Here is a 14645-nt window from a genome sequence, read left to right on the forward strand (position 1 = left end):
GCAGAAGCGCACCATCGACTGCAAATACTTGCAGATCCTGCCAGGCATCATCGGGATAGCGCTGCGCGCCCCATTGAGTAGCCGTTTTGCGAAACAACCACTCAACCGGGTCGGCCCCCAGCCGCTTGCGGGCCTCGGTCACACCGCTACGGGCCAACAGATGGTCAGAAGCCAGACCTTGGGCGCAGATGTTCAAACGTCGGGCGACCTCATGAACGGGCTCGTCGCGAAACAATGCCATGCCTAGCACCAGCCAGAGCACTTGGTCGGCAGGCAAGCGACGCCGCCGGATAGTGGCCTGGCTAGACAGACCCAGCGCAGACGCAACCCACTCGATGGGAATATTTTGAGTGAAAGTACTCAAGTCACAGAAGTTGAAAAGGTCGCCGAGGTCGAGCAAGTCCTGTTGAACAGACATAAAAAATCCGATGCCAGAGATCTGACATCGGATTTTCGAAGAAGCCCGGCGAGGATTCAAATACTTAAGTGAACAGCATTACCGCATGTGCGGGGCTTTTTCGTAAAAATCTTCAAAACTTGCGGTCTGGATCTGAAAGCTCTGTGGATTCATCGCGCTTCCAGGTCTGTTCGTTGTGTTTCTCCCGCTCTATTTCTTCTTGCGTCGGTTGATCCGTGTCTTGGTCATCCGTCTCTGGCTGCTTTGGCTCAGTCGTCATGTACACCTCCCGTCATCAGTTACCCGTCATCCTTGAAGCGTAGAACAGTTTCAAACGCACAACTTACAACCACCACCGCAGCAAAAAGAAGAACGCCATGCTCAACAACATACTGAGCAAAGTACTGCGCGTGTAAATCACCAGAGCGATCGCCACCAGCGAACTAAGCAGGTACGGATTGTCCCACTGCAGATTCAGCTGTTTGTCCGGCATGAAGACAATCGGCCCGCAGATCGCGGTGAGCATCCCCGGTACTGCAAAACCGAGAAACTGCCGCGCATTGCTACTCAAGCGCACCGGCAAACGCGGTTCAAGAAACACGTAGCGATTGAGAAACACCAGAATCCCCATGCCGAAAATCACCGCCCAAACCATCATGTGCGCTCCCGATACAACTTGTTGCAGATAAACCCTGCGGTCATTCCTGCCAACCCCGACAACACCAGGGCCGAGCCCCATTGCCAGTAACTGAACAGCACCGAACAAAACAGCGACACTGCCACGCAAACCACTGTCGGCACGTTGCGCACCACCGGTGTAATCAGGGCAATGAAGGTGGCGGCAATCGAGAAGTCCAGCCCCAGGTGCTCAAGCCCCGGAATGCTGCTGCCAAGGACAATGCCGGCCAGGGTGAACAGATTCCACGCGATGTAGAACGTCAGGCCGACGCCGAGCGCATACCAGCGATTGAATTGTTGACGATCATATTGACTGGTCAGTGCAAACAACTCGTCGGTGAGCAAAAAGCCCAGCCCGATGCGCCAGCGCCCCGGCAGTGGCGAAATCACCGAACGCATGCTCATGCCATACAGCAAGTGCTGTGAAGTCAGCAGCAGCGTGGTCAACAGAATCGAAAAAATCCCCGCGCCGCCCTTGAGCATGCCGATCGCGACCAATTGCGCCGCGCCGGCAAACACAATGCTCGACAAGCCCTGCCCTTGCAGCGGTGTGAGGTTGGCCTCGATCGCCATGGAGCCAGCCAGTAATCCCCAAGGCGCGGTGGCCAGAGACAACGGCATGATCGCCACAGCGCCGCGAAGGAACGCACTGCGCGGCATAAGTGAGTCAGACATATCGCTCTTCAACAGTGGAAACAGCAACAGACTCTGCCAGCAAATCCCCTTGTCCGGCTTGAACAATCTTGCGCAATTGCGCTAAATCGCGCCGACTGAGGACAGCCATCGGCGTACCATGTGAGCCATTCACAAATGCGTCAGGGAGACGACATGCTGTACCGAATCGCAGCCGACGGGCTGGTGCTGTTTCATTTGTCCTTCATTCTGTTTGTGCTGTTTGGCGGGCTGCTGGTCCTCAAATGGCCACGTTTGATGTGGCTGCATTTGCCGGCTGCGGCCTGGGGCGTGGCGGTCGAGGTGCTGCACCTGACCTGCCCGCTGACCTACTGGGAAAACCTCATGCGCCACGCGGCCGGGCAGACTGAATATGCCGGCGGCTTCATCGAGCATTACATCTGGCCAATTATCTACCCGGCAGGCCTTACCCCGCAGATTCAACTGGCGCTCGGCAGTGTGGTGCTGGCGGTCAACCTGTTGGTGTATGGCCGTTTAATCCGTTCGTGGAAACTGCGTCGAGCGGTGTAATCAACGCGAAGTCTTCAAGGCTTCCAGCCAGACCGGATCCAGGCGCGTCTGCTCGGTATCGAGTCCCAGCGCCTGCATCCGCTCCTTGTGCGTTTCAACTTCCCGCCACAGTTGCCCGTGATCACTGGAGTTGCCGTCCAGTTCGTGCATTTGCGTCAAGCCGAGATGGTAAAAGCGCAGAACCTTCATAGCCGTCGGATCATTCTGCTCCACGGCTGCAGTGACCTGATGCATGACGTTGGTGATGCTCATCAGATTGCGCTTGAGCCGCCAGCTGTACACCGCTGGCGCCATCCAGCTCTGATTCCAGAAGCGCCCGCGCAGTAACGCTGCGGTCAGCAGAAACGCCACAAACACGCCGCCGACATTGAAGCGCAGGTTATCGCCGCCAGGCTCGCCGAACAGCGCCACCGCCACGCTGGAAAACAACATCGCCAGCACCAGGAACAGCACGGCGATGATGATCGTGCTGCGGCGGGTCTGCTGGCGAAAAGTGGCGGCATCCATCGGCTGAATCTCGAACATCACAAATGACTTCCTTGAGCGACAAAAGGGCTAACTGAAAAAACCGGCCGGCGCATTATCGCCTCTACCGCGGATTTAGCTATGCTGGGGCTCCTTTTCATCTATTCAGCGTCCAACGGGGACATGGCGGTACAGCGCAGATCGTGCCATCTTCATTCATGGATACACACTATTCGGATGCCATCGCCTAGTCTTGAGATGACATCGTTTTAAGGATCATTGCATGACCCAACGACACGTAATCAATGCCTCGGTCAGCCCGAAAGGCAGCCTGGAAACCCTTTCTCAACGTGAAGTTCAGCAACTGAGCGAAGCCGGCTCCGGCAGCACCTACACCCTCTTCCGCCAGTGCGCCCTGGCCATCCTCAACACCGGCGCCCATGTCGACAACGCCAAGACCATCCTCGAAGCCTACAAGGACTTCGAAATCCGCATTCACCAACAGGATCGCGGCGTACGCCTGGAGCTGCTGAACGCTCCGGCCGACGCCTTCGTTGACGGCGAAATGATCGCCAGCACCCGCGAAATGTTGTTCAGCGCCCTGCGCGACATCGTCTACACCGAAAACGAACTCGACAGCCAACGCATCGACCTGAGCACCTCGCAAGGCATCAGTGATTACGTCTTCCACCTGCTGCGCAATGCGCGCACGTTGCGTCCGGGTGTCGAGCCGAAAATCGTCGTGTGCTGGGGCGGCCACTCGATCAACACCGAAGAATACAAATACACCAAGAAAGTCGGCCACGAACTGGGCCTGCGCAGCCTCGACATCTGCACCGGCTGCGGCCCCGGCGTGATGAAAGGCCCGATGAAAGGCGCGACCATTGCCCATGCCAAACAGCGTATTCATGGCGGTCGTTACCTGGGTTTGACCGAGCCAGGCATCATCGCTGCCGAAGCGCCGAACCCGATCGTCAACGAGCTGGTGATCCTGCCGGACATCGAGAAACGTCTGGAAGCCTTCGTGCGCGTTGGCCACGGCATCATCATCTTCCCGGGCGGCGCCGGTACGGCTGAAGAGTTCCTCTACCTGTTGGGCATCCTGATGCACCCGGACAACAAGGGGCTGCCGTTCCCGGTGATCCTCACCGGGCCGAAACATGCCGCGCCGTATCTGGAACAACTCGACGCCTTCGTCATCGCCACTCTCGGCGAAGCGGCCAAGCAGCACTACGAAATCATCATCGACGACCCGGCCGAAGTGGCGCGGCAGATGACTCAGGGCCTGAAAGCGGTGAAGCAATTCCGCCGCGAGCGTAACGATGCGTTCCACTTCAACTGGCTGCTGAAAATCGACGAAGGCTTCCAGCGCCCGTTCGATCCGACCCACGAAAACATGGCCAACCTCAAACTGCACCGCGACCAGCCACCGCACGAACTCGCGGCCAACCTGCGTCGGGCGTTCTCGGGCATTGTCGCCGGTAACGTCAAGGACAAGGGCATTCGCCTGATCGAAGAACACGGGCCGTACCAGATCCGTGGTGACGCGGCGATCATGCAACCGCTCGATGCGCTGCTCAAAGCCTTCGTCGCCCAGCACCGGATGAAACTGCCGGGTGGCGCGGCGTATGTGCCGTGTTATCGAGTGGTGGCGTAACCTTTAAGCCATCACACAATCCATGTGGGAGCTGGCTTGCCAGCGATAGCGGTCTTCCAGTCAACAGAGATGTTGAATCAGATGACCCCTTCGCGAGCAAGCTCGCTCCCACAGGGGATTCAGGTTGCAAATACCATTTGTGCCACGCCACAGAACCTGTGGGAGCGAGCTTGCTCGCGAAGGGGCCCGATAGAACAACCTCAACCCGCCAATCGCACAGCCAGCGCCTTGGCCTGCAACGCGACATCCGTCACCGCCGTACTCTCCCACCACATCCCGCGCAATGGCGGCCCCATGGCAAATAACCGGTCAGCGGCACATCCCTCGGCATCCAGCACCGCGCCATCCACGGCCGCTGCGATTCCCAACGCCAACGGCCCCGGCTGCACCAAACCCCGCGCCAACAACTGCTGCGGCAACGGTCGCGCTACCCGGCGCCAGTCGTACTCGATGCCACTGGAGTTGATCAACGCGGCGCCCTGCACCACGCAGGTTTGCGACTCACCGCGACGCCGAGCGCGAATACTCACGCCACCTTCCACATTCGGCTCCAGCCCCTTGAAAGACGCCGCCTGAATCCGCAATCGCCCTTCTTTGTGCAATCGCTCAACCAGCTTCGCGCTCAACGGCGGCGAACGGTGATGATGGCATTCCCACCACGGCCGCACATGTCGTACGAATTGTCGACGCTGCGTGTCAGTCGCCTGGCTCCATAACCGGGCGATGTGCACGCGAACCGTGTCCAGCGGCGCTTGCCAATCGATGCCTTGTGCGATGGCTGCCTGGCATTGCTGGCGTAATTCACGCAACAGCTGCCGAGGCGTACGCAGGCTGTGATCGTCACCAAGAAAATCCACCCAGGCCGGCGGTTGTCGGCGCACATGGGGCAACAAACCATGGCGGGAAAACACTTCGATCGGCCCGCGATGCCCGGCTTGCTCCAGTGACACCACGGCATCGACCATGGTCAGGCCGGAGCCGATGATCAGCACGGTCGATTGCGGGTCGAGTTGACGCATGGCAGCGACGTCCCAAGGATCGAGCGCTGCGGCGTTGAGACCACTGGAGGTTTTCTGCGGAGTTCGCGCGGCCGGGAACATTCCAGTCGCCAGGACCGCGTAGCCACCGCGCAGTGCCTGACCATTGCTCAGTGTGAGCTGTACCGAATCGGCCTCGACTTGCAGGTCGACGACCTCCGCGCGAATGTGCTCAACGCTTGAGCCATTTCTCGCACCGACAAGGCGCGCTTCGGCCAAGCGCTGCTGCACATAGACCCCGAACAATCCACGCGGCGGAAACAGTTCACTGATCGGCACCTTCTGCTCGGCAGACTCTGGCCAGCCGCCAGCGGTAATGTGCTCGGTGAGCCACTGCGTCAGATCATCGGGATTATCCGGATCAACGCTCATACGCGCGGCGTTGCCGTTGAGCGTGTGACCCAACTCGATGGCACTGTACGCTTCGCCCCGCCCCAGTTCGGCGCGTGGCTCGATGATCAGGATTTTTAGCTGGCCTGGCCGCCTCAGCAATTGCACCGCGAGCATCGTACCGCTGAGGCCGCCGCCGATGATCAGGATATCTGCGTTGCTCTGATGAGTTATTGCCTGTTCGCTGAGTACTTCGCTCATACCACTCGCTCGCTACCAAAATGGCCGACCACTGCTGCCATTACATCAAATGAAAAATGCGCAACTCGGGTCAGCAAACAACCGCGTGAAGAATATCTATAGAAAAAAGTATTTTTTCTATCCCATAACGAAAAAAATGCCCGACCGATACGAGCCGGTCGAGCATTTCAACTTTTCGTGTTTTTATCAGTGAAGGATACGGTAAAGGGTTTTTTCAGAAATGATTTCGTTTATACCACCCGCAAAGTATGTGTACTGGAAAACCAAGGGTTCTGAACTCCCTGCAAAATCGATCAGCCACTCCCGCGGCAGGGTGAATTCATACACTCGATCAACAACTGGACCAAGCTCAATGTAGTCAGTCTTCATGTTTCCAACCAGAATATGAATGCCATCGCCATCATCTTCAATTGGTTGCTTGGGAATAATGGCAGTCGGGCCATTGGGAATATCCTTCATGGATATAAAGCCTTCCTTTGCCTCTTTAACTCGAAGTGCTTCAGGCAATGCAGTTGATAAGTCCCGCATATCAAAACTCCTTTTGATGATTCAAAGAAACTTGAGCCGGCAAGGAAGATATCCGTGCCGGGAGCGAATAACGTTTGCATCCGCCAAGCCATCAAATGCTGGAAGGGTCAGTTCGTCTACTGTCAGAAATTACAGGTAACCACGATTTACCGACGAACGGTCATATGACCACATTACGAACAAACCGCGCCGGCACATCGCCATCGTTGCGATAGGAGTGCGGCTGGTTACTGGCAAACATGAAAAACTCACCTGTACCGATGTGCTGCGGCTGGTCGCCGAGCATCAGGGTCAGGCAACCTGCAAAGACGAAAATCTGCTCGCTCCAGCCCTCGGCATCCGCTTGCGACGGGTAGACCTCGCCGGGTTGCAGGCACCATTCCCATTGCTCGACTTCGCGCGTCGCCGTGGCTTTGGAGAGCAGCACCGCTTTGCTGCCCGGGTGAGTGCCCGCCCAGGCCACCTCGTTGATGCGGCTCGGATCACGGGCATCCGGCGCCTGGATCAGATCGCTGAACGCGACATCGAGCGCTTCGGCGACGCGATCAAGGGTGGTCAGACTGACATTCTTCTCGCCCGCCTCGATCGCCACCAGCATTCGCCGACTGACACCGGATTTTTCTGCCAGCGCGGTCTGACTCAGGTCGGCGGCATGCCGCAGACGCCGGACGTTCTGGCTGACGTGTTGCAGGACGGATGCCCTTTGCATTGAATCTTTGTGCACTATATTGCTCACTCGGTGAGGTTGGGCAGTATACTGCGCAACGTTGGGCGCATTGTGCGGCCTCCTTTTTATAGTGCGCAAGGTCATGACGTCGCAGAACAGCTCCCCCACTCCCCTCCGTTTCTCTCGTTTCAGCAAAGCCGAGTGCGTGCTGGTGCTAATTACCATGGTCTGGGGCGGCACGTTCCTGCTGGTGCAGCACGCGATGACGGTCAGCGGCCCGATGTTTTTTGTCGGCCTGCGTTTTGCGGCAGCGGCTTGTATCGTTGCGCTGTTCTCATGGCGTCATCTACGCGAACTGACCCTGTTCGAACTCAAGGCCGGCGCCTTTATTGGCGTGGCGATCATGCTTGGTTACGGCTTGCAGACGGTCGGGCTGCAAACCATTCCGAGTAGTCAGTCGGCGTTCATTACTGCGTTGTATGTGCCGTTCGTGCCGTTGCTGCAATGGCTGGTGCTCGGGCGTCGTCCGGGCTTGATGCCGAGCATCGGGATCATGCTGGCGTTTACCGGGTTGATGTTGTTGTCGGGGCCGTCCGGGGCTGCGCTGAATTTCAGTCCGGGCGAGATCGCCACATTGATCAGTGCGATCGCGATTGCCGCTGAAATCATTTTGATCAGTACCTACGCCGGCCAGGTGGATGTGCGTCGGGTCACTGTGGTGCAACTGGCCACGACTTCGGTGTTGTCGTTCCTGCTGGTGGTGCCGACTGGCGAATTGATTCCGGACTTTTCCTGGACCCTACTGGTGACTGCGCTGGGGTTGGGCGCGGCAAGTGCGGCTATTCAGGTGGCGATGAACTGGGCGCAGAAAAGTGTTTCGCCAACCCGGGCGACATTGATCTATGCCGGTGAGCCGGTGTGGGCCGGGATTGTCGGGCGAATTGCTGGCGAGCGCTTGCCGGCGATTGCGCTGGTGGGCGCCGGGTTGATTGTTGCGGCGGTTATAGTCAGTGAGTTGAAGACCAAGGGGAAGGTTGCCCCAGCAGACGTTGAGCTGGAGCGGGAAACCCAGGGTTAATCTGCAATATCTTGAGTGCCTGGACTATAGCTATCGCGAGCAGGCTCACTCCTACACTTGAAATGCGTTCCCCCCTGTAGGAATGAGCCTGCTCGCGATGAGGCCATTCCAAGCAACATCGATCTACCTGAAACAATGCCAAACAGAAAATTCCAGACTACTTTGTAGGATTCTGAGACATCCTGGCGTTTGGTGATCGGGGAGCTGGCACGTATGATGCTTCACAAACTTCCGCAGATTAGAAGCCTATGTCCCTGATAGTTCTACTGCTTCTGCCATTCATTGGCAGCTGTCTGGCAGCGGTGCTGCCACACAATGCGCGTAATACCGAATCCCTGCTGGCAGGTCTGGTCGCTCTGATCGGCACCGTCCAGGTCGCGATGCTGTACCCGCAAATTGCCCACGGCGGCGTCATTCGCGAAGAGTTCATGTGGCTGCCCAGCCTCGGTTTGAACTTCGTTCTACGCATGGACGGTTTCGCCTGGCTGTTCTCGATGTTGGTGCTCGGCATCGGCACCCTCGTCTCTTTATATGCCCGTTATTACATGTCGCCGGACGATCCGGTGCCGCGTTTCTTCGCGTTTTTTCTGGCGTTCATGGGCGCCATGCTCGGCCTGGTCATCTCCGGCAATCTGATTCAGATCGTGTTTTTCTGGGAGCTGACCAGCCTCTTCTCGTTCCTGTTGATCGGCTACTGGCACCACCGCGCCGACGCCCGTCGCGGCGCTTATATGGCGTTGATGGTCACCGGTGCCGGCGGGTTATGCCTGCTGGCGGGGGTCATGATTCTCGGCCATGTCGTCGGCAGCTATGACCTCGACAAGGTCCTGGCCGCCGGCGACATGATTCGTGCACATTCCCTCTACCCTATCCTCCTTCCGCTTATTCTCATTGGCGCCCTCAGCAAAAGTGCGCAGTTCCCTTTCCACTTCTGGCTGCCGCACGCAATGGCGGCGCCGACACCGGTTTCGGCCTATCTGCATTCGGCCACCATGGTCAAGGCCGGGGTTTTCCTGCTTGCGCGTCTGTGGCCGTCGCTGTCCGGCAGCGAAGAATGGTTCTACATCGTCAGCGGCGCTGGTGCGTGTACGCTGTTGCTCGGCGCCTATTGCGCGATGTTCCAGAACGATCTCAAAGGTCTGCTGGCTTACTCGACCATCAGCCACCTCGGCCTGATCACGCTGTTGTTGGGTCTCAATAGCCCGTTGGCCGCTGTGGCGGCGGTATTCCACATCCTAAATCACGCGACATTCAAAGCCTCGCTGTTCATGGCCGCGGGCATCATCGACCATGAAAGCGGTACTCGCGATATCCGCAAACTCAGCGGCCTGATCAAACTGATTCCCTTCACAGCGACGCTGGCCATGGTTGCCAGCGCCTCGATGGCAGGCGTGCCGCTGCTTAACGGCTTCCTGTCGAAAGAGATGTTCTTCGCCGAAACCGTGTTCATCAATGCCACAGCGTGGGTCGAAGCGGCGTTGCCGATTGTTGCGACCATCGCCGGTACATTCAGCGTTGCCTATTCCCTGCGTTTCACCGTCGATGTGTTCTTCGGCCCGCCGGCCACCGACCTGCCGCACACACCGCACGAGCCGCCGCGCTGGATGCGCGCGCCAGTGGAACTGCTGGTATTCACTTGCTTGCTGGTGGGGATTTTCCCGGCGCAGATCGTCGGCCCATTGCTCGCGGCGGCGGCATTGCCAGTGGTTGGCGGCACACTGCCGGAATACAGCCTGGCGATCTGGCACGGTCTGAACGCACCGATGATCATGAGCCTGATCGCCATGTCCGGCGGCATCATCGTCTATCTGTTGCTGCGCAATCAGCTCAAGCGCGGACGTTTCAAATATCCGCCACTGGTGGGCCGCTTCAACGGCAAGCGCCTGTTCGAGCGCAGCCTCGTGGTGATGATGCGCCTGGCCCGACGCCTGGAGCGGCGCCTCGGCACCAAGCGTCTGCAGATGCAATTGTTCCTGATGGTATTGGCGGCGGTGCTCGCCGGTCTGATCCCGATGTTGCACAGCAGCCTGAGCTGGGGCGACCGGCCGAAAATCCCCGGTTCGATCGTCTTCGTGACCCTGTGGTTGCTGGCCATCGCCTGCGCGCTCGGCGCCGCGTGGCAAGCCAAGTATCACCGTCTCGCCGCCCTGACCATGGTCAGCGTCTGCGGGTTGATGACCTGCGTGACCTTCGTCTGGTTCTCCGCACCGGATCTGGCCCTGACGCAACTGGCAGTGGAAGTGGTCACCACCGTACTGATTCTGCTCGGCCTGCGCTGGTTGCCACGACGCATCGAAGAAGTCTCGCCACTGCCGAGCAGCCTGCGCAAGGCACGCATTCGCCGCCTGCGCGACTTACTATTGTCGATTGCCGTCGGCGGCGGCATGGCGCTGCTGTCCTACGCGATGCTGACGCGGCAGACGCCGAACGACATCTCCTCGTTCTACCTGAGCCGCTCCATGCCCGAGGGCGGCGGCAGCAACGTGGTCAACGTGATGCTGGTGGATTTCCGTGGCTTCGACACCCTCGGCGAAATCACCGTGCTGGTCGCCGTGGCACTGACCGTATTCGCCCTGCTCCGCCGTTTCCGCCCACCGAAAGAAAGCCTGCAATTGCCAGCCCAGCAACGCTTGCTGGCACCGGACGTGGTCACCGATCTGGTCAACCCGCGTTCGGCCAGCGATACCGCGCTCGGCTTCATGATGGTGCCGGCAGTGCTGGTGCGTCTGCTGCTGCCGATTGCGCTGGTGGTGTCGTGCTACCTGTTCATGCGCGGGCACAACCAGCCGGGCGGCGGTTTCGTCGCCGGTCTGGTGATGTCGGTGGCGTTCATCCTGCAATACATGGTCGCCGGCACCCAGTGGGTCGAGGCGCAAATGAGCCTGCGGCCGTTGCGCTGGATGGGCACCGGATTGCTATTCGCCACCGCTACAGGTCTGGGCGCGATGCTGGTCGGTTATCCGTTCCTGACCACGCACACCTGGCATTTCAGCTTGCCAGTGCTAGGTGACATCCATGTCGCCAGCGCGTTGTTCTTCGACATTGGCGTGTACGGCGTGGTGGTCGGTTCGACGCTGTTGATCCTCACCGCCCTCGCCCACCAATCGGTGCGGGGTCACAAGACCGCATCGCTGCCCAAGTCCGTCGCCAGCAAAGGAGCCGTCTGATGGAAGAAGTCATCGCAATCGCCATCGGCGTGCTCGCCGCCTCCGGCGTCTGGCTGATCCTGCGGCCACGGACATTCCAGGTGGTCATGGGCCTGTGCCTGCTGTCGTATGGCGTCAACCTGTTCATCTTCAGCATGGGCAGCCTGTTCATCGGCAAGGAGCCGGTGATCAAGGACGGTGTCACCCAGGATTTGTTGCACTACACCGACCCGCTGCCACAGGCACTGGTACTCACCGCGATCGTCATCAGTTTCGCCATGACCGCGCTGTTCCTCGTCGTGCTGCTCGCTTCACGCGGTTTGACCGGCACCGACCACGTTGACGGCCGGGAGCCTAAGGAATGATGGCGATGACTCACCTGATCGCCGCACCGATCCTGCTGCCGCTGCTGACCGCCGCCATCATGCTGATGCTCGGTGAGCGGCACCGACCGTTGAAGGCAAAAATCAACCTGTTCTCCAGCCTCGTCGGCCTGTTCATTTCGGTGCTGTTGCTGCACTGGACGCAAACCACCGGCGTGCCTGGCTCCATCGGGGTTTACCTGCCGGGCAACTGGCAGGCGCCGTTCGGCATTGTGCTGGTGATTGATCGTCTGTCGGCGCTGATGCTGGTGCTGACCGGAATCATCGGCGTCAGCGCCCTGCTGTTTGCCATGGCCCGTTGGGATGGCGCCGGTTCAAGCTTCCACGCGCTGTTCCAGATTCAGTTGATGGGCCTGTACGGTGCATTCCTGACGGCGGATCTGTTCAACCTGTTCGTATTCTTCGAAGTGTTGCTCGCCGCGTCCTATGGCCTGTTGCTGCACGGCTCGGGTCGGGCGCGGGTCTCATCGGGGCTACATTACATCTCGATCAACCTGCTTGCCTCGTCGCTGTTTCTGATTGGCGCGGCCCTGATCTACGGTGTCACCGGCACGCTGAACATGGCCGATCTGGCGCTGAAGATTCCACTGGTGCCGGAAGCCGACCGTGGCCTGCTGCACGCCGGTGCGGGGATTCTCGCCGTCGCGTTCCTGGCCAAGGCCGGCATGTGGCCGCTGAACTTCTGGCTCGTACCCGCCTATTCTTCCGCCAGTGCACCGGTGGCGGCGATGTTCGCGATCATGACCAAGGTCGGCGTGTACACGTTGCTACGCCTGTGGACGTTGCTGTTTTCCGGGCAGGCTGGGGCGTCGGCATTCTTTGGTGGCGGCTGGCTGATCTACGGTGGTATGGCGACGATGGCCTGTGCGGCGCTGGCGATTCTGGCCGCGCAACGGCTGGAGCGCATGGCCAGCCTGAGCATTCTGGTGTCGGCGGGGATTCTGTTATCGGCCGTCGGTTTCGCCCAGCCAAACCTGATCGGCGCGGCGCTGTTCTATCTGGTCAGCTCGACCCTGGCGCTGAGTGCACTGTTCCTGCTGGCCGAGTTGATCGAACGCTCCCGTTCGGCCAACGAGATCCCGCTGGAAGACGAAAGCGAACTGCTGCCACGTCCACAGGAATCCCTGCAACCACCCAAAGGCATCAACCTCGATGACGAGCAGAAAGCCGTGGTCGGCCAGGTTATCCCGTGGACCATGGCGTTTCTCGGCCTGAGCTTCATCGCCTGCGCTTTGCTGATTATCGGCATGCCGCCGCTGTCCGGATTTATCGGCAAACTCAGCCTGATCGGCGCCTTGCTCAACCCGCTAGGCCTGGGCACTGGCGCGCCGATATCCAACGCGGCCTGGGCGTTACTGGCGTTGCTGATCCTCACCGGGCTGACGTCGTTGATGGCGTTCTCGCGCCTCGGCATCCAGCGCTTCTGGACGCCCGAAGAGCGGCCGTCACCACTGCTGCGCAAACTCGAATGCGCGCCGATCTTCCTGTTGTTGGGGCTGAGCATCGTCCTGACTTTCAAGGCTGAACCCCTGTTGCGTTACACCCAGGCCACCGCTGAGGCACTGAACAATCCGCAGCAATACGTGATGGCGGTGCTCGGCACCCGCGCCGTACCGAGTCCGGAAGCCAAATCGGCGATGCTGGAGGTGCAGCCATGAAGCGTGTGTTTCCTGCACCGCTGTTGTCGCTGGCGCTGTGCGCCCTGTGGCTGACCCTGAACCTGTCGATCAGCCCGGGCAATCTGCTGCTCGGCGCAATATTGGGTTTTGCTGCACCGTTGATGATGCGCAAACTGCGTCCGAAACAGGTACGCATTCGCCGTCCGGGAACGATTCTGCGTTTGTTCCTGCTCGTCGGTCGTGACGTGGTGATGTCCAACCTGATCGTCGCGTGGGGCGTGCTCAATGCCGGTCGCCGCCCTCCGCGCTCGGGTTTTGTCAAAGTCCCGCTGGACCTGCGCGATGCTCACGGCCTCGCAACGCTGGCGATGATCTGCACGGTGGTGCCCGGCACGGTATGGTCGGAACTGTCGCTGGATCGCAGCATTTTGTTGTTGCACGTCTGGGATCTGGATGACGAAGCGCAGTTCATCGAACACTTCAAGAGCACCTACGAGCGGCCGCTGATGGAGATTTTCGAATGAGCCCATTACTGTCGAACGCGATCCTGCTGACGCTGTTCCTGTTCTCGCTGGCGATGGTGCTGACCCTGGTGCGCCTGTTCAAAGGCCCGTCGGCGCAAGATCGGGTCTTGGCGCTGGACTACCTGTACATCGTCGCGATGCTGATGATGCTGACCCTGGGCATTCGTTATTCAAGTGACACTTACTTCGAAGCGGCGCTGCTGATTGCGCTGTTCGGCTTCGTCGGCTCGTTTGCCCTGGCGAAATTCCTGCTGCGTGGCGAGGTGATCGAATGAATGCTGAATTGTCGTTATGGATCGAGATTCCAGTGGCGATCCTGCTGGTGCTCAGCGGCCTGTTTGCGCTGATCGGTGCGATCGGGTTATTGCGCATGAAGGATTTCTTCCAGCGCATGCATCCGCCGGCACTGGCTTCGACGCTAGGCGCATGGTGTGTGGCGCTGGCGTCGATCATCTGTTTTTCGGCGCTGAAGTCCGGGCCGGTCATACATGCCTGGCTGATTCCGGTTTTGCTGGCGATTACTGTGCCGGTGACTACTTTGTTGCTGGCGCGGGCGGCGTTGTTCCGCAAGCGCATGGCTGGGGATGATGTGCCGGCAGAAGTCAGTAGCCGCCGCACCGAGAGTGGTAGCTGAAGATTTGTAGGGGCTGATATGACGCCATCGCGAGCAGG

General features: G+C 59.3%; 17 protein-coding genes. 9 read left to right on the forward strand and 8 right to left on the reverse strand.

Features of this window, described 5'->3' with window-relative positions:
• The 4 genes from AC0ZWN_RS20100 to AC0ZWN_RS20115 all read right to left on the reverse strand — a co-directional run.
• A partial coding sequence (locus AC0ZWN_RS20100) for a transposase domain-containing protein (RefSeq protein WP_476336248.1) occupies positions 1-418 on the reverse strand: 418 nt, incomplete at its 3' end.
• A gap of 112 nt (positions 419-530) precedes the next feature.
• Positions 531-677: a hypothetical protein gene (locus AC0ZWN_RS20105; RefSeq protein ID WP_175559648.1), complete on the reverse strand. Its 147-nt coding sequence runs from the start codon at positions 675-677 to the stop codon at positions 531-533.
• 63 nt (positions 678-740) lie between these two features.
• On the reverse strand, positions 741-1052 hold the full coding sequence (locus tag AC0ZWN_RS20110; protein ID WP_174244501.1) for an AzlD domain-containing protein: 312 nt from the start codon (positions 1050-1052) through the stop codon (positions 741-743).
• Positions 1052-1750, reverse strand: a complete 699-nt coding sequence (locus tag AC0ZWN_RS20115; RefSeq protein ID WP_476336249.1) for an AzlC family ABC transporter permease — start codon at positions 1748-1750, stop codon at positions 1052-1054. The genes AC0ZWN_RS20110 and AC0ZWN_RS20115 overlap by 1 nt, the downstream gene beginning before the upstream one ends.
• 153 nt (positions 1751-1903) lie before the next feature.
• Between AC0ZWN_RS20115 and AC0ZWN_RS20120 the strand changes: the two genes are divergently transcribed.
• Positions 1904-2278: a DUF2784 domain-containing protein gene (locus AC0ZWN_RS20120; RefSeq protein WP_093437340.1), complete on the forward strand. Its 375-nt coding sequence runs from the start codon at positions 1904-1906 to the stop codon at positions 2276-2278.
• Here the strand turns inward: AC0ZWN_RS20120 and AC0ZWN_RS20125 are convergent, their stop codons facing one another.
• On the reverse strand, positions 2279-2803 hold the full coding sequence (locus tag AC0ZWN_RS20125; protein WP_099758710.1) for a DUF3087 domain-containing protein: 525 nt from the start codon (positions 2801-2803) through the stop codon (positions 2279-2281).
• 223 nt (positions 2804-3026) lie between these two features.
• Between AC0ZWN_RS20125 and ppnN the strand changes: the two genes are divergently transcribed.
• On the forward strand, positions 3027-4400 hold the full coding sequence (gene ppnN, locus AC0ZWN_RS20130) for a nucleotide 5'-monophosphate nucleosidase PpnN (RefSeq protein WP_007910770.1): 1374 nt from the start codon (positions 3027-3029) through the stop codon (positions 4398-4400).
• 200 nt (positions 4401-4600) lie between these two features.
• On the opposite strand, the gene AC0ZWN_RS20135 is transcribed toward ppnN, so the two are convergent.
• From AC0ZWN_RS20135 to AC0ZWN_RS20145, 3 genes are all read right to left on the reverse strand, one after another.
• Positions 4601-6028, reverse strand: a complete 1428-nt coding sequence (locus tag AC0ZWN_RS20135) for an FAD/NAD(P)-binding protein (protein ID WP_476336250.1) — start codon at positions 6026-6028, stop codon at positions 4601-4603.
• 186 nt (positions 6029-6214) lie between these two features.
• On the reverse strand, positions 6215-6556 hold the full coding sequence (locus AC0ZWN_RS20140) for a hypothetical protein (protein ID WP_460090557.1): 342 nt from the start codon (positions 6554-6556) through the stop codon (positions 6215-6217).
• Positions 6557-6716: 160 nt separating this feature from the next.
• Positions 6717-7280: a helix-turn-helix domain-containing protein gene (locus AC0ZWN_RS20145; protein WP_194934378.1), complete on the reverse strand. Its 564-nt coding sequence runs from the start codon at positions 7278-7280 to the stop codon at positions 6717-6719.
• Between the two features lie 85 nt (positions 7281-7365).
• Between AC0ZWN_RS20145 and AC0ZWN_RS20150 the strand changes: the two genes are divergently transcribed.
• From AC0ZWN_RS20150 to AC0ZWN_RS20180, 7 genes are all read left to right on the forward strand, one after another.
• Positions 7366-8301, forward strand: coding sequence for a DMT family transporter (locus tag AC0ZWN_RS20150; protein ID WP_476336252.1), 936 nt, complete (start codon positions 7366-7368; stop codon positions 8299-8301).
• A 248-nt stretch (positions 8302-8549) separates the two neighbouring features.
• Positions 8550-11468, forward strand: a complete 2919-nt coding sequence (locus AC0ZWN_RS20155; protein ID WP_476336254.1) for a monovalent cation/H+ antiporter subunit A — start codon at positions 8550-8552, stop codon at positions 11466-11468.
• Positions 11468-11812: a Na+/H+ antiporter subunit C gene (locus AC0ZWN_RS20160; protein WP_007910763.1), complete on the forward strand. Its 345-nt coding sequence runs from the start codon at positions 11468-11470 to the stop codon at positions 11810-11812. Before AC0ZWN_RS20155 ends, AC0ZWN_RS20160 begins: the two co-directional genes overlap by 1 nt.
• A complete protein-coding gene (locus AC0ZWN_RS20165) occupies positions 11809-13488 on the forward strand; it encodes a monovalent cation/H+ antiporter subunit D (RefSeq protein ID WP_476336256.1) in 1680 nt (559 codons plus the stop codon). Before AC0ZWN_RS20160 ends, AC0ZWN_RS20165 begins: the two co-directional genes overlap by 4 nt.
• On the forward strand, positions 13485-13973 hold the full coding sequence (locus AC0ZWN_RS20170) for a Na+/H+ antiporter subunit E (RefSeq protein WP_095125729.1): 489 nt from the start codon (positions 13485-13487) through the stop codon (positions 13971-13973). The genes AC0ZWN_RS20165 and AC0ZWN_RS20170 overlap by 4 nt, the downstream gene beginning before the upstream one ends.
• A complete protein-coding gene (locus AC0ZWN_RS20175) occupies positions 13970-14248 on the forward strand; it encodes a K+/H+ antiporter subunit F (protein ID WP_007910754.1) in 279 nt (92 codons plus the stop codon). Before AC0ZWN_RS20170 ends, AC0ZWN_RS20175 begins: the two co-directional genes overlap by 4 nt.
• On the forward strand, positions 14245-14607 hold the full coding sequence (locus tag AC0ZWN_RS20180) for a Na+/H+ antiporter subunit G (protein ID WP_093437301.1): 363 nt from the start codon (positions 14245-14247) through the stop codon (positions 14605-14607). The genes AC0ZWN_RS20175 and AC0ZWN_RS20180 overlap by 4 nt, the downstream gene beginning before the upstream one ends.
• The last annotated feature ends 38 nt before the right edge of the window (positions 14608-14645 follow it).

It is taken from the genome of Pseudomonas sp. 3B-A001-10F, from assembly GCF_056313565.1.